The organism is Pseudomonas sp. GW822-FHT06B12 (assembly GCF_058799675.1).
Window position 1 is genome coordinate 597,446 of sequence record NZ_JBXALR010000001.1, and the last position, 19,926, is coordinate 617,371.

The window sequence follows — 19,926 nt, forward strand, 5'->3', positions numbered from 1 at the left end:
CCTGTCCCCCTTCAAAGAGCATTTTTTTCGTCACGTAGCTTACTCAAGCGCCGACGATCGTTGCCCGTGACGATGGGAAGCGGTATCAGTCTTCGTCCTCATGTTGTAACTCGAACAACAGCAACGAGCGTCCGGTCACGGAGTATTCGTGACTGAAATCGAACCGTTCCTGGCCCCGAATCGATGGCTGGTTGGTGTCGACCAAACAGGTCCAGAAACCGCCGTCAGGCACTTCTGGCAGAAGAAAATTGACGATGTCGTGATGGCCGTTGACCACCAGCAGCAAAGTGGCGTCAGCGCCTTTACGGCGGATTCCGGTTTCCTGGGCGCGACCATCGAGCAACATGCCCAGGCATCGTCCGTGGCTGTCGTGCCATTGCTCGGTGGACATTTCGCTGCCGTCCGGTGCCAGCCAGGTGACGTCCTTGACGCCAATGTCCTCGTTGTAATTACCCACCAGAAAGCGTCCACGACGCAGAACCGGATAGGTCAGGCGCAGCTTGATCAGACGTTTGACAAACTTGAGCAAGGCTTTGCCGTCTTCGCTCAAGTCCCAGTTGACCCAGCCGATTTCGCTGTCCTGACAGTAGGCGTTGTTGTTGCCGTGCTGGGTTCGAGCAAACTCGTCGCCGGCCACCAGCATCGGCGTACCCTGGGCCAGCAGCAGGGTGGCGAAGAAGTTGCGCATCTGCCGCTGGCGCAGTTCATTGATTTCGGGATCGTCGGTGGGGCCTTCGACGCCGTGGTTCCAGGACAGGTTGTGATTGCTGCCGTCCTGATTGTTCTCGTCGTTGGCTTCGTTGTGCTTGTCGTTGTAGGAGACCAGGTCGTTCAAGGTAAAACCGTCATGGGCGGTGACGAAATTCATCGAGGCGTAGGGTCGGCGACCGCGTTGATTGAACATCTCACCGGAGGCGGTCATACGCGCGGCAAAGTCGGCGAGCTGGCCGTCATCGCCTTTCCAGAACGCGCGAACCGTGTCGCGGAAGCGGTCGTTCCATTCGACCCAGCCCGGCGGAAAACCGCCCACCTGATAGCCGCCAGGGCCAATATCCCAGGGCTCGGCGATCAATTTCACCTGACGCAGAATCGGGTCCTGGCGGCAGGCGACGAGGAAACTGTGACGCTCATCGAAACCGTCGTGATAACGCCCGAGGATAGTTGCCAGGTCAAAGCGGAAACCGTCGACGTGCATTTCCGAGGCCCAGTAACGCAGTGAATCGGTGACCATTTGCAGCACGCAGGGGTGGCTCAGGTCCAGCGTGTTGCCGGTGCCGGAATCGTTGATATAGAAGCGCTTGTCGTCCGGCATCACGCGGTAGTAGGAAACATTGTCGATGCCGCGCATCGACAGGGTCGGGCCTTGTTCATTGCCCTCGGCGGTGTGGTTGTAGACCACGTCGAGAATCACTTCCAGGTTGGCTTCGTGCAGGTGCGCAACCATTTCCTTGAACTCGGCGATCTTGCCACTGGCCAGGTAGCGCGGGTCGGGGGCGAAGAAGGCGATGCTGTTGTAGCCCCAGTAATTGGTCATGCCCTTGTGCAGCAGATGCTGGTCATTAACGAAGGCGTGAATCGGCATGAGCTCCACCGAGGACACACCAAGCTTGCGGATGTGTTCCAGCAGGTCATCGACCATCAACCCGGCGAAGGTTCCGCGCACCGCCTCCGGAACGGACGGGTGACGCATGCTGATGCCGCGTACGTGAGTCTCATAAATGATCGTTCGATCCCACGGCACGCTGACCCGATGGTCGTGACCCCAGGTGTGCGCCGGGTCGATGACCTTGCACTTGGGCACGAAGGGCGCACTGTCGCGCGTATCGAAACTGAGGTCGGCGTCGGGGTGGCCGATGGTGTAGCCAAACAAGGCTTCGGACCACTTCAATTGCCCCACCAACTGCTTGGCGTAGGGGTCGATCAATAATTTGTGGTGGTTGAAGCGGTGACCGTTTTGCGGGTCGTAAGGCCCATAAACCCGGTAGCCATAGATCAGCCCCGGATGGGCGTCCGGCAAGTAACCGTGAAAGATTTCGTCAGTGTATTCCGGCAACTCTATACGTTCGAGCTCGACGTCACCGGCATCGTCGAACAGGCACAGTTCGACCTTGGTCGCGTTGGCGGAAAATATCGCGAAGTTGACCCCCAGGCCATCCCAGGTCGCACCGAGCGGGAAGGGCAAGCCTTCACGGATTCGCGAGGCCTCGACGTGAGGTTCTGGCGCGGCTTTCTTTGGCGTGGTCATAATTGCTCCTGCAATTGGGCTTGGGTGTTGGCGACGGCATTGCTGGTTTCTCAAGGCCGAGCCACCCCGAAGTGGCGAGCCTGCTCGCCACGCGGTCAATCAGGATGAGTGTGTGGGCGCCCTCAACTGGCCGGCTTGCGCGGTGCTCGAGGCTTTTTCGCGGCCGCGGACTTCTCACCCGGCGGCGTCGCGACCTTGGCTGCGGCGGTTTTGGCTTTGGGCTTGGCCGCCGGGGGCTTGCTGGCTGCTGTTTTGCCGCTATTGGTTTTGCCGCTGTTGGTTTTGGCGGTCTTGGCAGGCTTGCTCGGGGCCAGGGCTTCAGCCTCTGCCAGCTTGCAGGCCATCTCCCAGTGGCGCGCCTCCTGGCCTTCGGGTTTCCCTTCGGACTCCCAGATCTGATAGGCAAATTCACGAACGCGTTTGTCATCGGTACTCATCGCAATGCTCCTGAGTTGAACTCAAGTCTGGATAAACAGATTGACCGGGAAGTCTCCCAGCGCGGCGCTAATCAGCAACTCCTTGTGGTGTGTGACTGCACCTGTTGTAAAAAGTCCCTTCAGCTTTTCGCCAGGGGCGGTGAACGGCAGTTTGACTCGGGTGTCGCCCCAGAGCAGGGCAGGCACCTGGGGTGTGGCACTGCTTTCCAGCAGCGGTGCGACCCGTACCGGCACCAGCACAATCGCCCGTTGGCCGTTGAGTTCGCGGGCGAAAGCCAACACCCGTTCAGCCTCGCTGCCCACCACCTGCAACGCTTGATAACGGCCCCGCCGAAACAGCTGCGGGTACTGCGCGCGGACCGCCAGCGTGCGAGCAATCAGAGCCTGTTTGATGTGCCCGTCACGCCAGTTGTGCAGTAACTGTTCAGCGTCCACCGGAGTTTGCAATGCTTGCTGGCGGACAGTGAAATCAACCGCACGCCGATTGTCCGGGTCCACCAGGCTGAAGTCCCAAAACTCATTGCCCTGATACAGATCCGGAACCCCCGGCACCGTCATGTGCAGCAAGGTTTGCGCCAATCCATTGAGCGCGCCACCGCACGCAATCGCTTGCGCAGCACCGGCGATGGCGCCGCGTAATGGAAGGCCTTCGGGACTGAGCATAAGACGTTCGAGGAATGCTCGCGCGGCCTGTTCATAAGGCTCATTCGGTGCGCTCCAACTGCTCTGGAGTTTGGCTTCGCGCAGGGCTTTTTGCTGCCACTGCCACAGTCGTTCGGTGTAGGCCGTCAGTGACTGTTGGTCATCGCAATGCAGCTCCAGCGGCCAACTGCCGAGCAAGGTCTGGTAGAGAATCAGCTCATCAGCGGCCGAGGGCGTCGACGGGTCACTGCGCAGGGCGGTGGCCTGTATCCGCCAGTCTTCGACCTGTTCGGCATACCAGGCACTGCGCTCGCTGAGCAGCGCCAAACGTGCCCGGCTGTCTTCGCCGCGTTTGTGGTCATGAGTGGCGGTGGCCAGCAGCGTGTCCGGAAACTCTGCGAGGCGTTGGCTGCAAGCCGTATGGAAGTCGGCGAGCGGGGCGCTGAACTGCTCGGCATTGAAGCCGACATCATTACGCGACAACAGTACGCCTGAGCGATAGAACGCGGTGTCTTCCACGGCTTTGGCGGCGGCCGGCGAGGTCAGCTGCTGAAAGCGCACGCAGGCGTGCTTGAGGATCTTGCGTTGACGGCCTACCGGGCGCTCGCGCCAGGGCTGCCCGCCGAGCCAGCGCGCCAGATTGTCGAGCACCGGCCAGTCGGCTTCGCTCAAGGTTTGGCGCGCGCCGATCATGGCTTGCTGAAAAAACACCTCGTCTTGTGCCGAGCGCCCTCGCGGGCTGATGTAAGTCCGGTACACCGGGAAATGCACGATCAGCTCCTGCAATGCCCGACGGATTGCACCGAGGGTCAAATCCCGGCTCATCAGGTCATCGCGAGCCACTTGCAGCAAGGCCTGTGCGACACTTTCGAAGTCGCCGGCCAGCGAGCCGTTGAGAATCTGCTGCCGCGCCAACTGTGCTTCTTCGATGAACGCGGCGGGCCGTTCGGTGTGCTGGTTCCACACATCACCAAGGACCTGCGCACCTTGCGGGTCGTGTTGCAACAACGACAACTGATTCATGAACTCATAACCGGTGCTGCCATCGACCTGCCAGTCGCGGTGCAGCGTTTCACCGTCGCCGAGGATCTTCTCGACGTAGATCGGTACGTGTCGCGCCGGCGACAAGGCGTTCACCCGGCGCCTGAGTTTGCGGCAGTAACTACGCGGGTCGGCGAGTCCATCAATGTGGTCGATGCGCAAACCATCCACCAGACCTTCAGCGATCAGCTCGAAAATCTTTGCGTGGGTGGCCTCGAACACAGCCGGGCGTTCAACCCGCAGCCCAGCGAGTTCATTGATGTCGAAGAAGCGCCGCCAGTTGATGTCGTCGGCGGCCGTGCGCCAACTGGCCAAGCGATAGCTCTGGCGTTCGAGCAGGTCGTGCAGTCGGCTGAAACCTTCGGGCTGGCGGGAGTCGTGGAGGCTGAGGTTGTGCTCGATGCAACGCCGGATCGGCGGATCAGTCGCCAGTATTGTCAGCGCTTGCTGCAAGGGACGCGCATGGGAATGGGCGTCGGTCTGGTAGCGCAGGGTGGTGAATTGATCGGCCAGGGTTTTTAGTTGCAGTGCCCGTTCGGCGTCGAGCGAGTCGTCAGGCTTGAGCAGTTCAGCGTAATCGGTAGGGCAGATCGGGAAGTGGTGCTCATAGTGTTCGACATGGAAGCTGCCCCGTCCTGGATCGAAGCGCAGCGAGAGTGTGCCGTCCTGTAGGGCGATGCCGTAGTCGCTGCCCAGAAACGGCAGTAACAACTGACCTTCGAGCAGCGGGTCTGGCGAGTGCCATTGAATGTCGAAAAACTCGCCGTAGGGACTCAGTCGACCCCATTCCAGCAAGTCCAGCCACCAGGGATTGTCGGCGCCACCCACGGCCATGTGGTTGGACACGATGTCCAGAATCAGCCCCATGTTCTGTGCCCGCAGTGCACTGACCAGTCGCCGCAGGGCTGCCTCGCCACCCAGCTCGGGATTGACCCGGCTCGGGTCGACCACGTCGTAGCCATGCATCGACCCGGCCCGCGCGCTCAGCAGCGGCGAGGCATACAGGTGGCTGATCCCCAGACTGGCGAAATACGGCACCAGCGGCACGGCGTCATCCAGGGTGAACCGGTGATGAAACTGCACGCGTAGCGTCGCCCGGACCGGCGGGGTTTGCGCGTCGCTCACTGATCACGCTCGGCCGCCTGAAGGCGTGCGCAGGCGAGCAACTCCAGGCGTCGTGCGGCATCGGCATCGTCCAGCAGCGCTTCACTTTCATTGGCGAAGCGCCGACGCCAGTTCGGGTGACTGTCGGTGGTGCCGGGGAGGTTGGCCTGTTCATCGATACCCAGCGCATCTTCCAGCGGCAGCAACACCAACGGTGCGCGGGTATGGCCAAGGAAGCGCACGCTGGCATCGAGCACCTGGTCGGTCTCGTGGCTTTCCTCGCGGAAGTTTTGCGGGTCCTGACTCAAGGCCCGGCGCAGGCCTTCGCGCTCACGCTGACGGTGTTCGCGCCATTGCTGTTCGCCGTCGCTGTCGATCAGCTTCAGCCGGGCATTCCATTCGATGTCACGGCCATGCCACCAACCGTTGAGCGTTGGCAGGTCATGGGTGCTGGTGGTGGCCAGCGCGTTGTCGGGCCAATCGAGAATCGGCTTGAAGTGTGCACCGTGATCCTGTTCGAACAGCAACACACGCATGCCGAGAATCGAGCGGGCGATGAGTTTTTCCCGCAGGCCATCGGGCACGGTGCCGAGGTCTTCGCCGAGCACGATCGCTTGATGCCGATGGGACTCCAGGGTCAGCAACCGCAGCAGGTCGTCCACCGGGTAATACAGGTACGCGCCGTCGCTGGGTGGTGCGCCGAGGGGGATCACCCACAGTCGTTGCAGCCCCATGACATGGTCGATGCGCAGGCCGCCTGCATGGGCAAAATTGGCCCGCAGCATTTCGATGAACGCGCGAAAGCCGTTACGGATCAGCCCTTCAGGGGAAAACGCAGAAATTCCCCAGCCTTGCCCCGTACGGTTGAGAATGTCTGGCGGTGCGCCGACGGTGAGGGCCGCGAGTAATTCGTCCTGACGACTCCAGGCCTGGCTGCCGCCGCCATCCGCGCCGACGGCCAGGTCGGCGATCAGACCGATACCCATGCCACTGCTGCGCGCAACGGTTTGCGCACGTTGCAAACTGCGGGCGATCAGCCATTGGCAAAAGGCGTAGAAGCCGATGCGCCCGGCATTTTGCTCGGCAAAGGTGGTCAGCTCGGCACTGCGCGGGTTACGCCAGTGTTCAGGCCACAGGCGCCAGTCAAGACTTTCGCCCAGAGCGACACAGGCTTCCTGGAGGGCCTCGAAGCGGCAATGGTTTTCCAGGGCTTCGCCACCGCAGTGGCGAAAGCTGCTGAAGTCCTCGTGCAATGGATGATCACCCCGGGAAAACCCCTCATACAGCGCTTCCAGCAATTGCTGTTTGGCCTTGGCGGCGGTTGGCCAGTCAATCAACGGTTGACCTTCCAGGCGTTTGAGTTCGTCGGCCAGTTCGGTGGCATCGATAGCCAGACGCAAGGCGCGCTCGCCGAGAATTTCCCCCGGTGAGGCGTACAGACTGTTGAGAAACAAACGGCTGGAGGGCGAGTAGGGACTGTAGCGTTGCGTGTCGTTGCTGAACATCGCGTGCAGCGGGCTGATCGCTAACGCGTCGGCGCCGCGCTCACCGGCCACGCGGGCGAGGTTTTCCAGTGCCTGCATGTCGCCGAAGCCACCGTCACCAGGGCGCCGCAACGAATACAGTTGCACGCTCAGGCCCCAGGCCCGGGGTGTCTGGTTGTCAACGGCGGTGGCCACGCTATGACACTGCAAGGGGGCCACGGCGAGCGTGAAGCATTGGCCGGCGATGCGAACGTCCTGGTAGCCGACCGGGATCAATCCCGGCAGCATCGCGTTGGCATCAAGTTTCAGATTGAGGATCGCGCCATCTTCCAGATGAATCTCACAGGGCGTTTCAGGGGCAAAGTAATGCGCAAGGGCGAGCCCGGCTCCGACGTCGACGGTCATCAAGGGCGGCAAGTGTTTGTTCTGTTGGTTCTGTTGCAGTTCCAGCAGGCTGGCGTCGATTTCCCGAGCGCTATCGGCCGGGTGGCCGAGCCCGTTGAGGACCGCTCGCAGCGCCGCCGGAGCGACTTTCTGTGGGCGGCCGTTGGCGTCGATCCAGTCGACTGCCAGACCTGCTCGGCTGGCGAGGATTTCCAGTTGCGCATCGCTCATGGACGCTCTCCAGTGGGGGGTAGCAAGGGCGCAGCTGCCGTCAGGCTGACAAGCGCGCAGTACGGGGCGAGGGTGCCTTGTTGCAGGTATTCGAAGGACTGCAGCGGGCAGTCGAAAAGTAGTTGGGCGTGGGGTTGTGGCGAATGGGGCACAGGCTCCGCGCTGAGGTTCAGGTCGATGCACAACAGGCTGCCGTCGCCCATGTGCCAGCGCGCGCTCACCGCGCCTGTTGCCAGCACCGTGGCGCCCAGGGCATGAGCGCCGGGCAGGCGCGGGATGATGTGTTGATGACGGATCAGCAGTAGTTGTCGATAGAGTGTCTGGGTCGCTTGCCTGGTCACCGCTCCAGCTGCCGTCAGTGTCGGACGCGAAGCGTTGAAGGTGTGTGATGCGTTCGGATCGGGAATCTGCTCGCGGATGTGCGGATCGGCAAAGGCACTGAAGGCCGCGAATTCGTTGCGCCGACCTTCTCGCACCAACCTGGCCAGTTCGCCGTGGTGGCTGGTGAAAAACAGAAACGGCTGCTCAGCGGCACATTCGTCGCCCATGAACAGCAACGGGATCATCGGCGACAACAGCAAAAGCACCGTCGCCGCGTGCAGTGCCTGAGGCGCGGTCAACTGATGGAGGCGCTCGCCAAAGGCACGGTTGCCGATCTGGTCGTGATTCTGCAGGAACAGCACGAAGGCACTGGGCGGCAAATGCCCGCTGGGTTCGCCTCGGGCATGCCCGTGGCGATTGGTGTGGCCCTGATAGGCGAAACCCTGGCTCAGGCAGCGGGCCAGTTGCTCGGTGGGTTGCTCGGCGAAGTCAGCGTAATAGGCCTCGGTTTCTCCGGTCAGCAGCACGTGCAGCGCATTGTGCCCATCGTCGTTCCACTGTGCGTCGAAGCCCTGTTCCAGCAGGCTGGCCTGGTTGTGCTCGTTTTCCATGGTGAGCCAGACATGACGTGGCGGATCGATGTGCTGACGTACCCGGGCTGCCAGTTCCTGAAGGAAATCAGGATCCTCGATGGCGTGTACCGCATCCAGGCGCAAACCGTCGAAACGGTACTCAAGCAGCCACATCAACGCATTGTCGATGAAGAAGTCGCGCACCTCGCGACGCCGGAAATCAATGGCTGCGCCCCAAGGTGTGTGCAGGTCTTCGCGGAAAAAGCCCTTGGCATAGTGATGCAGGTAATTGCCGTCCGGGCCGAAGTGGTTGTAAACCACGTCAATGATCACCGCCAGACCCAGGCCATGGGCGGTATCAATCAGATGCTTGAGCGCTTCGGGCGTGCCATATGAAGACTGCGGTGCGTAGGGCAGCACGCCGTCGTAGCCCCAGTTGCGCTCACCGGGAAACTGCGCCAAGGGCATCAGTTCGATTGCTGTAACGCCCAGCTCGGCCAGTCGTGGCAGGTGTTTTTCGACCTCGGCAAAACCGCCCAGCACACCCACATGCAGTTCGTAGATCACCGCTTCATGCCAGGGCCGGCCGTGCCAGAGGAGGTGCTGCCAACGGTAAGCGTGCGGATCGACCACCACGCTCGGTGACTTCAGACCGCCGGCTTGTGCCCGGGAAGCGGGATCCGGCACGTCCCGTTCGCCATCGATGTTGTAGCGATAGCAAGTGCCAGCTGGGCAACGGGTCTCGATCACGAACCAGCCGTCCTCCTGGGGCAGCATCGGCAGTGATTGCCCGTCTTCGAGCTCGACACTCACATAAAACGCATCCGGCGCCCACAGGGCGAAACGGGTGTGTTGGGCATCCAGCATGACGGCGCCGTGAGGCCAGGTTTCCGGAGTCCGTAACGGCATTCAAGAACCCCTCTTACTGCTTGACCGACTTACCCAATGCCTTTGCGACAAGTTGTTCATAAAGTTCAGCGTAGGGTTCGACCGCCTTGCACCAGTTGAACGGCGCGGCCATGGCCCGGCAGCGCATGGCGTTCAACAGGGCCGGGAAGGCGAACACCTTGAACGCCCGGCGCAAGGCTTCCTCGTAGCTGGCAACGGTGGACTCATCGAAGAGAAAACCGGTGACGCCATTTTCGATGGTGTCGGCCAGGCCGCCGGTGTTGCGCGCTACCGGCAACGAGCCGAAACGCTGCGCATACATCTGGCTCAAGCCGCAGGGTTCGTAGCGTGAAGGCATCAACAGGAAGTCACTGCCGGCGAACATCCGCCGCGCATCGGTTTCGTTAAAGCCGATGCGCACACCGATTTGCCCCGGAAAACGCAGGGCCAGGGCGCGCATGGCTTGCTCTTCTTCCGGCTCGCCACGGCCGATGATCGCGATTTGCCCTCCTGAAGACACGATGAACTCGGACACGGCTTCGGTCAGGTCCAGACCTTTTTGGTAGACCAGTCGCGAGACCACGGCGAACAGCGGGCCCTTGGAGTCCTTCAGACCGAACAGCTCGCGTACGTGGGCGGCATTCACCGCTTTACCGTCCCAGTCGCCGATGCTGAACGGGCAAAACAGGTGGGGATCGGTCGCTGCATCCCAACTTTCGTCGATGCCATTCGGGATGCCGCTGAGCAGACCTTGCTGGGTCTTGCTGGCGAGGAAGCCATCGAGACCGCAGCCGAAGGCCGGGGTGGTGATTTCCTGGGCGTAGGTCGCGCTGACGGTGGTGATATGGCTCGAATAGGCCATACCAGCCTTGAGGAACGACAGTTTGCCGTAGAACTCCATGCCTTCCTGTTGCAGGGCATGTTCGGGAATACCCAGTTCGGGGCAGGACGCCAGGCTCACTACACCTTGGTACGCGAGGTTATGAATGGTGAACAGGGTTGGTGTGCGCTGACCACGCCAGTGCATGTAGGCCGGAGCCAAGCCTGCGGGCCAATCGTGGGCGTGCACCAGGTCCGGGCACCAGTGAATGTGTGCCAGGTTGGCGGCGATGTCAGCGGCGGCCAGACCCAGGCGGGCGAAACGAATATGGTTATCCGGCCAGTCGCGGCCATTGTTGGCGCCGTAAGGCGAGCCTTCACGTTCGTACAGTTCGGGGCAGATCAACACGTAGATGACCAGCCCGTCCGGCATGTCCATGCGGCCAATCTTGCAGGGTGGCAAGGCGGCATGACCACCCAACTCGCCGATGATATGGATCGGGTTTTCGCTGTGCATCACTTGCGGATAACCGGGGATCAACACCCGAACATCATGCAAATGAGCCATGGCGCGCGGCAATGCCGCAGACACGTCACCCAGGCCGCCGGTTTTCACCAGATCGGCGATTTCCGAGGTGACAAACAGCACTTTCTTTTTGTTCGGATTCTGGCGTGGAGCGGGCAGTACCGTTTTCGCACCCGGGGCAAGAACCGACATCGAGGTCGGCTCGCCGATTTGCTGGTGAGAACGCTCTCCGTGGATTTCTAAAGCGGCACTGTTCATGTGTTTCTCCCGTTTTATTGATCTGTTTCAGGCATCTCACCCCATGATGCAGGTGGCCAGTTCCTGTGGCCGGGCGCAAAAGCGCTACGCAATGAACAGCAATCGCTGGTCGATGCGCTGAATCTCGAAGGCTGTAGTGGTCGTTGCAAGGATTGCACCAGTGCTGCGGCCCCACCTTTAACCTGACCCGTTACTTCGGCAGAAAGTTTCGAGTTTTTCCCCACAAAATGACCGGCCGGTTTCCAGTCACGAAATGGAGTCTAGGTCAGAACTTAGAGCGGAGTGTGTGACGTTTTGAAATTGTTCGACAATCGGTTCTGACCTAGTGATTTCCGGGCTTACGAGGTTGATCCGCACCGACGAAGTGCAGGTTTTTCGCAGCCATGGCACGAAAAGAGGGAGAGGGTTGCCAGAGAGTGGGGCGCAGCAAAGGAATCTTGTGCACCATATCGGTGCGGTAAGCTGGCTTATATCAAAGCACCGGTACCACTCTCAGACATGGCAGATCCGGTAGTGACGGTATGGCCAGCGTTGCTGCGCAGGTACTGTGTTGAATCAGAACTGATTCATCGGGATCTTCAGGTAGACAATGCCGTTGTCTTCCGCCGGCGGGAAGTTTCCGGCTCGCACATTCACTTGAATCGCCGGCAGCATCAGCGTCGGCATGCATAAGCCCCCATCGCGCCGGGTGCGCATTTCGACGAAGGCTGCTTCGTCGATACCGTCATGCACATGGATATTGCTTTTGCGTTGCTCGCCGACGGTGGTCATGCACTGGGAAGTGCGGCCAGCTGGCGGGTAGTCGTGACAGACGTAGAGGCGGGTGTCGGCGGGGAAGGCCAGCAGTTTGTGCATCGAGGCGAACAGCTGATTGGCGTTACCGCCGGGGAAGTCGCAGCGGGCGGTGCCGACGTCGGGCATGAACAGCGTATCGCCTACCAGAATCAATTCTTCGTCGATCAGATAGGCCATGTCTGCCGGGGTGTGCCCTGGCACATGCAGCGCCTTGGCCTTGAGGTTGCCGATGGAAAACTCTTCGTCCGGTGCAAACAAGTGGTCGAACTGCGAACCGTCGCTGCGGAACTCCGGCTCAAGGTTGAACAGACGCTTGAAGACATTTTGTACCTTGCTGATGGATTGGCCGATGGCGATCTTGCCACCCAGCTCGCGGCGCAGATACGGCGCGGCGGACAGATGATCGGCGTGGGCGTGGGTTTCCAGCAGCCATTGGGTTTGCAACTGGTGTTCACGGACGAAAGTGATCACCCGGTCAGCCTGAGTGGTGGCGGTCCGACCGGACGTCGGGTGGTAATCGAGCACCGAATCGACAATCGCGCACGGGCCGCCGTCGTGTTCATAGATCACATAGGTGTAAGTCGACGAGGCGTCGTCAAGGAAGGCTTGGATCAACGCTGGCATGGTGGCGGGCCTCGGCTGGATGACAGAAAGACACAAAGGGTTGCAACACTTTATGTTTAAACATAATGTCTGCAGCTTAAGTGACGACTAAGGTTATCTGCAAATGCAATCCAGTCTTAGCGAAGGTGAAGTGGCGCAACTGCGTGCCTCGGCCTCCAAGGCCTGTGCGCTGCTCAAGGCCTTGGCCAATGAGGACCGCCTGCTGATTCTCTGCCAGTTGACCCAGGGCGAGCGCAACGTCGGCGAGTTGGAAACCATGACCGGCGTGCGTCAGCCGACGCTGTCCCAGCAGTTGGGTATTTTACGCGACGAAGGGTTGGTGAGCACTCGGCGTGAAGGCAAATACATTTTCTACGGCCTGGCCAGTCACGAAGTGATTCAGGTGATGAAAACACTCTCCGGGCTGTATTGCGGCGCGGTGATAAAAAGCTGGGCGTGACGCCTGACCGGGCAACGACCCTTGCGTGTAGCCATAGAGGCAATAACTTATGAAGGATCAACACTGGGGCCAGACCATCAGTGCCGACATCGTGGTGATAGGCGGCGGTACCGCGGGTATCGGCTTCGTCGCCAGCCTGCTCAAGCGCGATCCGGGCTTGAGCGTCACCGTCATCGAGCCCTGCGACCAGCACTATTACCAACCCGCCTGGACTTTGGTCGGCGGTGGCGCCCATGATTTGAAAAACACCGTACGGCCGATGTCCGCAGTGATGCCGCGTCAGGCCCAATGGTTGCAGGCTGCGGTCAGCAACATCGCCCCCGAGAGCCGTCTGCTGACCCTCGATGACGGGCGCAGCGTCACCTATCAGAACCTGATCGTCTGTCCTGGCTTGCGCCTGGCCTGGGAGAAAATCGAAGGCCTGCAAGAAACCCTTGGGCAGCACGGTGTCACGTCCAACTACAGCTACCGGCACGCGGCCTATACCTGGCAACTGGTTAAAGGTCTGCGCGGTGGCAAGGCGATCTTTACCCAGCCGGCGATCCCGATCAAATGCGCCGGGGCGCCGCAAAAGGCGCTGTACCTGTCGTGTGATCACTGGCTCCGACAAGGTGTGCTGAAGAACCTCGACGTCGAGTTCAACCTCGCCGGTGCCGCGTTGTTCGGCGTGGCGACTTTCGTTCCGCCGCTGATGAAGTACATCGAGAAATACCGTGCTCGACTGGCGTTCAATTCGAATCTGGTGAAGGTAGACGGGCCGGCGCAAACCGCCTGGTTCGAGGTCAAGGACGCGGCCGGAGCGGTAACGCTGCAAGCGAAAAAATTCGATCTGCTGCACGTGGTGCCACCGCAGGTGTCGCCGGACTTCATCCGTCAAAGTTCGCTGGCCGATGCCGCTGGCTGGTGCGAAGTGGACGTTCACAGTTTGCAGCACGTGCGTTATCCGGACGTGTTCGCCCTCGGCGATGTCTGCTCCACCAGCAATGCCAAGACCGCCGCTGCAGTGCGCAAGCAAATCGTCGTGGTTGCGCAGAATCTGTTGGCTTTGCGCCAGCAGCAACCCTTGCCGCTGAAATACGACGGTTACGGTTCCTGCCCGCTGACGGTGGAGAAGGGCAAGGTGATACTCGCCGAGTTCGGCTATGCCGGTAAGCTGCTGCCGACGTTTCCTCTCGAGCCGACCGTGGCACGGCGTTCGGCGTGGTTTCTCAAGGCGACGTTGCTGCCGTGGTTTTACTGGAACGGCATGCTCAAAGGTCGCGAGTGGCTGACCCGTGTGTCCAAGGTCGATTGAGAGAACCCTATGCTGCTGGCAACGTTGTTTGGTGTGGTAATGGGCCTGATCCTGGGGCTGACTGGCGCGGGCGGGGGCATTCTTGCGGTACCGGCCCTGGTGCTCGGGCTGGGCTGGAGCATGACCCACGCGGCGCCGGTGGCGTTGTTTGCAGTGGGCAGTGCGGCGGCGGTTGGTGCCATCGACGGCTTGCGCCATGGGCTGGTGCGTTACCGCGCGGCGCTGTTGATAGCGTTACTGGGTGCGGTGTTTTCCCCGGTGGGCATCTACTTCGCCCATCAGTTGCCGGAAAAAGTCCTGATGATCCTCTTCAGCCAGCTGATGGTCATGGTGGCCTGGCGGATGCTGCGGCGAGAAAAGCAGGAAGCTGGTCCGAGCGATCATGGCCACGCCAACTGGGGCCAGAAGAACTGCATGCTCGACCAACAGACCGGGCGCTTTTCCTGGACCGCCAAATGCACCGCGACCCTGGCAGCGCTGGGCGCGGTGACCGGAGTGGTTTCAGGCTTGCTCGGGGTCGGCGGCGGCTTCCTGATCGTCCCGGCGTTCAAGCAACTGACTGACGTACAGATGCGCGGCATTGTCGCCACGTCCCTGATGGTCATCAGTTTGATCTCGGCGATCGGAGTGATCGGGGCCTTTCATGCCGGTGTGACCATTGATGCCCTGGGCGCGGCTTTTATCGTCGCCAGCATTGTCGGGATGGTAGTGGGGCGGCGATTGTGCGCTCGGGTTCCGGCCCGGGCACTTCAAGTGGGGTTTGCCAGCGTGTGCCTGATTGTGGCCGGTTACATGTTGCTCAAAGCTTGAAATCAGTGGTGGCTGTGCAGCGAACTGGCAAGAAATCTCTGGCTCAGGTTTACTGCCTTCCATATCGATGACAAGGCCACTGAATGGACCACTACGCCCCGCGCAACTGGCAGCCCCACGAACGGCCAAGCCTGCCCGGTTCCCCCTCGACCCCTTTGCACCCGACACCAAAGCGGCTGGCCTATGCGTTGGTCGGGTTGCTGGTGGCGTTGACCGGTGGTTTGGGCAACGCGCTGGTGGTCGCCAATCTGCCTTACCTGCAAGGGGCGTTGGGAGCGACGACCGCCGAGATGGCCTGGCTGCCGGCGGCGTACGTGATGACCAACGTCTCGATGAACCTGCTGCTGGTGAAGTTTCGTCAGCAGTTCGGCTTGCGGGCGTTCACCGAAGTATTCCTGGTGCTGTATGCGCTGGTGACCTTCGGCCATTTGTTCGTCAATGACCTGAGTTCGGCGATTGCGGTGCGCGCCGCCCACGGCATGGTCGGTGCGGCGCTGAGTTCGCTGGGTTTGTATTACATGGTTCAGGCTTTTCCGGCGAAGTGGCGCATGAAGGCGCTGGTGCTGGGCCTTGGCACCTCGCAACTGGCCTTGCCACTGGCTCGGCTGTTCTCCGAAGACTTGTTGCAGATCGCCGAATGGCGCGGGCTCTATCTGTTTGAACTGGGCCTGGCGCTGGCCTCATTGGGCTGCGTGTTCATGCTCAAGTTGCCGCCGGGCGACCGTTTCAAAACCTTCGAAAAACTCGACTTCCTGACCTTCACTTTGTTGGCGGGCGGGGTGGCGCTGCTTTGCGCGGTATTGTCGTTGGGTCGTATCGACTGGTGGCTCGAAGCCCCATGGATCGGCGTTGCCTCGGCCGCCTCGATCGTGTTGATCATGGCCGGTCTGGCCATCGAACATAACCGCAGCAACCCGATGCTGATGACCCGCTGGCTGGGCAGCGGGGTGATGATTCGCCTGGCATTGGCGGTGATCCTCATTCGTATGGTGCTTACCGAACAGTCCACCGGGGCCGTGGGTTTGCTGCAAACCCTGAACCTGGGCAGCCAGCAGATGCACAGCCTTTACGTGGTCATGTTGTTGGGCAGCGTCGCCGGCCTTGCCACCAGCGCGCTGACGATCAATCCCTCGCACCTGTTGATGCCATTGATCATTTCCCTGGCGCTGATGGCCACCGGTTCGGTGATGGACAGTTTCTCGAGCAACCTGACACGCCCGGAAAACATGTACCTCAGCCAGTTTCTGCTGGCCTTTGGCGGGACGTTTTTCCTCGGGCCGACGATGGTACTCGGTACCCGCAATGTGTTGACCAACCCGCGCAATCTGGTGAGTTTTTCAGTGCTGTTCGGGATTTGCCAGAACCTCGGCGGCTTGATTGGCGCTGCGCTGTTGGGGACGTTCCAGATCGCCCGGGAAAAATTTCATTCCAGCCATATCGTCGAGCGCCTGACCCTGATCGACCCGCAAGTGCTCAGCCGTCTGCAAGGCACTAGCGCAAGTTACGCGTCGAGCATCGCCGACCCGTCGGCCCGCACCACCCAGGGCATGCGCACCCTGGCAGCGGCCGCGACCCGGGAGGCGTATGTCATGGCCTACAACGATGTGTTCATGCTGATCGCGGTGATCGCGATGCTGACCATGCTCTGGATCTTCATTCGCAGCCTGTGGCTGCTGAGCACGACCAAAGCTGTCGCTCCCGCGCCGGCCAGTCCGACTTCCGTTCCCTCCAGCGGTGCCTCTTCTTCATGACCGATCCGATCACCACAACCACCAACGCCATCGCCTCGACGCCCGAGGGCGTGGCACCCCCTAAAACACCCGGCACCGAGCCGCGTTCGCTGCCGGTGCGGATCATTTCGTCACTGGGCTTTGCCGCGATTGCCATCGTCGGGGTGCTGATCGTGCTGTATGCCTGGCAGTTGCCGCCGTTCGGCAGCGCTATTGAAAGCACCGAAAATGCGCTGGTTCGCGGCCAGGTGACGATCATCGGTCCGCAACTCAGTGGCTATGTGTTTGAAGTGCCGGTGCAGGACTTCCAGTTCGTCAAGACCGGGGACCTGCTGGTGCGGCTGGATGACCGGATCTACAAGCAACGTCTGGACCAGTCGCTGGCGCAACTGGCGGTGCAGAAAGCCGCGCTGGTCAATGCGGTGCAGCAACGCAACAGCGCCGAGGCGACCATCAAACTGCGTCAGGCGGCGCTGACCGACAGCCAGGCTCAGGTGCAGAAAAGTGCTGCGGATCTGCGGCGTAACGAAGCGTTGATCAGCGACGGCTCGGTGTCAAAGCGTGAGCTGGACGTTACCCGCGCCGCTAATGCGCAAACCATCGCAGCGGTGGCTCAGGCCCAGGCGAGTCTGGAAATCGCCCGGCAGGATCTGCAAACGGTGATCGTCAATCGAGGTTCGCTGGAGGCCGCGGTGGCCAGTGCCGAAGCGGCGGTTGAGCTGGCACGGATCGATCTGTCCAATACCCGCGTGATCGCTCCGCAGGACGGCCAGCTTGGCCAGATTGGCGTGCGTCTCGGCGCTTACGTCAATTCTGGCGCGCAGTTGATGGCATTGGTGCCGAGTCAGTTGTGGGTGATCGCCAACATGAAAGAAACCCAGATGAACAACATCCACATCGGCCAGCCGGTTACCTTCACCGTCGATGCCCTGAACCACCAGAAGTTTCACGGTCGGGTACAACGCATTTCACCGGCTACCGGTTCTGAGTTCAGCCTGTTACAGGCCGACAACGCCACCGGCAACTTCGTCAAAATCGCCCAGCGCGTGCCGGTGCGCATCACCGTCGATGCGGATCAGGCGCAGAGCGAACGCCTGCGGCCGGGGATGTCGGTGGTGGTGAGTATCGATACTTCCGGGCAAGGCGATGCCGTCGCCGACAATCCGTAAATGTAGGAGCTGCCGAAGGCTGCGATCTTTTGATCTTCTAAAAAGATCGCAGCCTGCGGCAGCTCCTACGAGGCGGTCACCATTGGCGGTAAGGTGCCGAGCAGGGAAACCGCCGCCACGGCCGCTACCCCCAGCAACCATTCCAGCATCACGCTGGTGCGCAGCGTCGACAGGCGTTGTTCGCAGTCCTTGATTTTCAAGCGATTGAACAGCGCCAGGCCAAGCATCGCGCTGACCAACAGCACCTTGACCAGCAAAATCAGTGCGAACCCGGACAGCAGCGGCGTAGGCCAAAACGCCCCGGTCAACACCCGGACGTTGATCAGACCGGTTACCAGCAAGCCCGCCACCAGTCCAAAACCGACCCCGCTGAAGCGTTGCAGTATCGGCCCGACAGCATAAGTGGCCGGGCGCAGCAGAATCATCACCAGCAGCATCAACCCGCCCAGCCAGGCGCCAACGCAGGTCAGGTGAATCACTTGATTGAGGATCAGCAATTGGCCACTCAAGCCATCGAGCATAGCGCCGTGACCGACCGGAGCCAGAGTGATCAGCAACAGGCTGCACAAGCTCAGGCGCAGCACAAACGAGTTTTTCAGCGGGCTCAGCAGACAGGCCACCAGCAGTCCGTTGAACAGCAGGTGCCAGCTCCAGACCTGCCCGAAGAAAGTGTTGCTCAGCACCAGTTGCACTGTCGGCCAATCGAACGCCGCCGGCAGCGAACCGGCCATGCTGGCGGTGATCAGCAGCAGCCAGCAAACCCCGGTGAGCAAGGCAAATCCGGCGAGCAATCGGCTCAGCCCGGCGAGGCGTTGATCGAGTGTCGCGAGCGCTTGGGTCAGCGGTTCATGGCGTAACAACAGGGGCCTGAAAATACAGGCCCCGAACAGCATCAGCACGACGGCGAAATGCAGGAAGCGGCACAGGACCAGCGCGCTCGACATCGATTACGGACTCACCTTGAAGCTGTACTTGCCATCGCTTTTATGGGTGTCGACCGACACTGCATGCCATTCGACCTTGTAGGTGCCGGCGGTCAGAGGCGCGGCGGGGGTGACGACCAGGGTCTTTTTATCGGCGCTTTCGGTGGCGATGCTTTTCACGGCAACGGCTGCGCCATCCTTGCTGATATCGACTTTGGTGAAACTGGCTTCAACCCCTTCGGAGAACACCAGGCGCAATTCGGCAGGTGCGGCAACGCTGCTGTCGGCGGCCGGCGTCGCGCTTTTCAAGTGGGCGTGGGCAAATACCGAGGAGGCGGCGAACAGCGAGCCGAGCAGGGCGACGGTGGTCAGGGTTTTCTTCAATTGCATCGTTAAGTCCCTTTCAGGCAGATTGGAAGAGGCGCCAGTTTACCTTCGCCTCGCGCGCTGTACGACGTTTCGTTTCGCAGGTGGTGAATGCTAGTCTTGGTCAATGCTGTTGTCAGGGAGCCCTTATGGGCAATCACAAGATCGAGATCCGCCGCAGTAACGTCGAGAAAATCCTGCTGGCCGCCGAGAAGGTCTTCGCCGAGAAAGGTTTTGGCAGCACCGCGATGGCCGACATCGCTAAAGAAGTGCAGCTGCCGCGCTCCAATCTGCATTACTACTTCAGCACCAAAGCTGAGCTGTACAGCGCGGTGCTGTTCGATTTGCTCGAAGTCTGGAAGCAGGACGCTTTGTGCTTCGAGATGTTCGATGACCCACGGGTGGTGCTCAGCAGCTATATCCGCGCCAAGATGAACCATTCCCGCAGCCGGCCGTATGGCTCCAAGGTCTGGGCCAATGAAATCATCCACGGAGCGCCGACCCTGGGTGAGGCGCTGGACGCCAGCCTGTACGACTGGGCCAAGATGAAGGAAGCGAAAATTCGCCAATGGGTGGAAGACAAACGCATCCTGCCGGTTGAGCCTTCAAGCCTGCTGTACATGATCTGGGCCTCGACCCAGCATTACGCCGACTTTGATCATCAGATCAACATCCTCAACGATCACCAGGCGCTGTCGGACATGCAGTTCGAGCGCGCTGTGCAGACGGTGACGAGCGTGATTCTGCGGGGGATCGGGTTGGAGCCGTAAGATTTGCGATGTAGCTGCCGACCTCATCGCGAGCAAGCTCGCTCCCACATGGAT

At 60.8% G+C, this 19,926-nt stretch carries 15 protein-coding genes; 6 read left to right on the forward strand and 9 right to left on the reverse strand.

The window, feature by feature from the left end; translation table 11 throughout:
• Positions 1-85 precede the first annotated feature (85 nt).
• From glgX to AC1RKH_RS02865, 7 genes are all read right to left on the reverse strand, one after another.
• Positions 86-2,245: a glycogen debranching protein GlgX gene (gene glgX / locus AC1RKH_RS02835; RefSeq protein ID WP_493061019.1), complete on the reverse strand. Its 2,160-nt coding sequence runs from the start codon at positions 2,243-2,245 to the stop codon at positions 86-88.
• A 122-nt stretch (positions 2,246-2,367) separates the two neighbouring features.
• Complete coding sequence (locus AC1RKH_RS02840) at positions 2,368-2,682, reverse strand: DUF2934 domain-containing protein (protein WP_493061020.1); 315 nt, start codon at positions 2,680-2,682, stop codon at positions 2,368-2,370.
• A gap of 21 nt (positions 2,683-2,703) precedes the next feature.
• Entirely contained in the window at positions 2,704-5,490 is a 2,787-nt protein-coding gene (locus AC1RKH_RS02845) for a malto-oligosyltrehalose synthase (RefSeq protein WP_493061021.1), read from the reverse strand.
• Positions 5,487-7,568, reverse strand: coding sequence for a 4-alpha-glucanotransferase (gene malQ / locus AC1RKH_RS02850; protein WP_493061022.1), 2,082 nt, complete (start codon positions 7,566-7,568; stop codon positions 5,487-5,489). Before malQ ends, AC1RKH_RS02845 begins: the two co-directional genes overlap by 4 nt.
• Positions 7,565-9,370 carry a malto-oligosyltrehalose trehalohydrolase gene (treZ, locus tag AC1RKH_RS02855; RefSeq protein WP_493061023.1) on the reverse strand — a complete coding sequence of 602 codons (1,806 nt, stop codon included), beginning with the start codon at positions 9,368-9,370 and terminating at the stop codon, positions 7,565-7,567. Before treZ ends, malQ begins: the two co-directional genes overlap by 4 nt.
• A gap of 13 nt (positions 9,371-9,383) precedes the next feature.
• Positions 9,384-10,952 (reverse strand): glycogen synthase GlgA, encoded by a 1,569-nt coding sequence (gene glgA / locus AC1RKH_RS02860; RefSeq protein ID WP_493061024.1) that lies wholly within the window; start codon positions 10,950-10,952, stop codon positions 9,384-9,386.
• 555 nt (positions 10,953-11,507) lie between these two features.
• Positions 11,508-12,371, reverse strand: a complete 864-nt coding sequence (locus tag AC1RKH_RS02865) for an MBL fold metallo-hydrolase (protein ID WP_493061025.1) — start codon at positions 12,369-12,371, stop codon at positions 11,508-11,510.
• Positions 12,372-12,474: 103 nt separating this feature from the next.
• Between AC1RKH_RS02865 and AC1RKH_RS02870 the strand changes: the two genes are divergently transcribed.
• The 5 genes from AC1RKH_RS02870 to AC1RKH_RS02890 all read left to right on the forward strand — a co-directional run bounded on the left by AC1RKH_RS02870 (position 12,475) and on the right by AC1RKH_RS02890 (position 17,813).
• Positions 12,475-12,810, forward strand: coding sequence for an ArsR/SmtB family transcription factor (locus AC1RKH_RS02870; RefSeq protein WP_123424882.1), 336 nt, complete (start codon positions 12,475-12,477; stop codon positions 12,808-12,810).
• A gap of 49 nt (positions 12,811-12,859) precedes the next feature.
• Positions 12,860-14,104, forward strand: a complete 1,245-nt coding sequence (locus AC1RKH_RS02875; protein WP_493061026.1) for an NAD(P)/FAD-dependent oxidoreductase — start codon at positions 12,860-12,862, stop codon at positions 14,102-14,104.
• A 9-nt stretch (positions 14,105-14,113) separates the two neighbouring features.
• The gene (locus AC1RKH_RS02880) at positions 14,114-14,914 is read left to right on the forward strand and encodes a sulfite exporter TauE/SafE family protein (protein WP_493061027.1); all 801 of its coding nucleotides are present in this window, start codon (positions 14,114-14,116) and stop codon (positions 14,912-14,914) included.
• A gap of 83 nt (positions 14,915-14,997) precedes the next feature.
• Positions 14,998-16,665 (forward strand): MFS transporter, encoded by a 1,668-nt coding sequence (locus AC1RKH_RS02885; protein WP_493061028.1) that lies wholly within the window; start codon positions 14,998-15,000, stop codon positions 16,663-16,665.
• Entirely contained in the window at positions 16,662-17,813 is a 1,152-nt protein-coding gene (locus AC1RKH_RS02890) for an HlyD family secretion protein (protein ID WP_493061029.1), read from the forward strand. Before AC1RKH_RS02885 ends, AC1RKH_RS02890 begins: the two co-directional genes overlap by 4 nt.
• A 65-nt stretch (positions 17,814-17,878) precedes the next feature.
• Here AC1RKH_RS02890 and copD read toward each other — a convergent pair whose 3' ends face one another.
• Both copD and copC read right to left on the reverse strand, forming a co-directional pair.
• Positions 17,879-18,757 (reverse strand): copper homeostasis membrane protein CopD, encoded by an 879-nt coding sequence (gene copD / locus AC1RKH_RS02895; protein ID WP_493061030.1) that lies wholly within the window; start codon positions 18,755-18,757, stop codon positions 17,879-17,881.
• A 3-nt stretch (positions 18,758-18,760) separates the two neighbouring features.
• Entirely contained in the window at positions 18,761-19,126 is a 366-nt protein-coding gene (copC, locus tag AC1RKH_RS02900) for a copper homeostasis periplasmic binding protein CopC (protein ID WP_493061031.1), read from the reverse strand.
• Positions 19,127-19,251: 125 nt separating this feature from the next.
• Between copC and AC1RKH_RS02905 the strand changes: the two genes are divergently transcribed.
• A complete protein-coding gene (locus AC1RKH_RS02905) occupies positions 19,252-19,872 on the forward strand; it encodes a TetR/AcrR family transcriptional regulator (protein ID WP_477766819.1) in 621 nt (206 codons plus the stop codon).
• Positions 19,873-19,926: the final 54 nt, after the last annotated feature.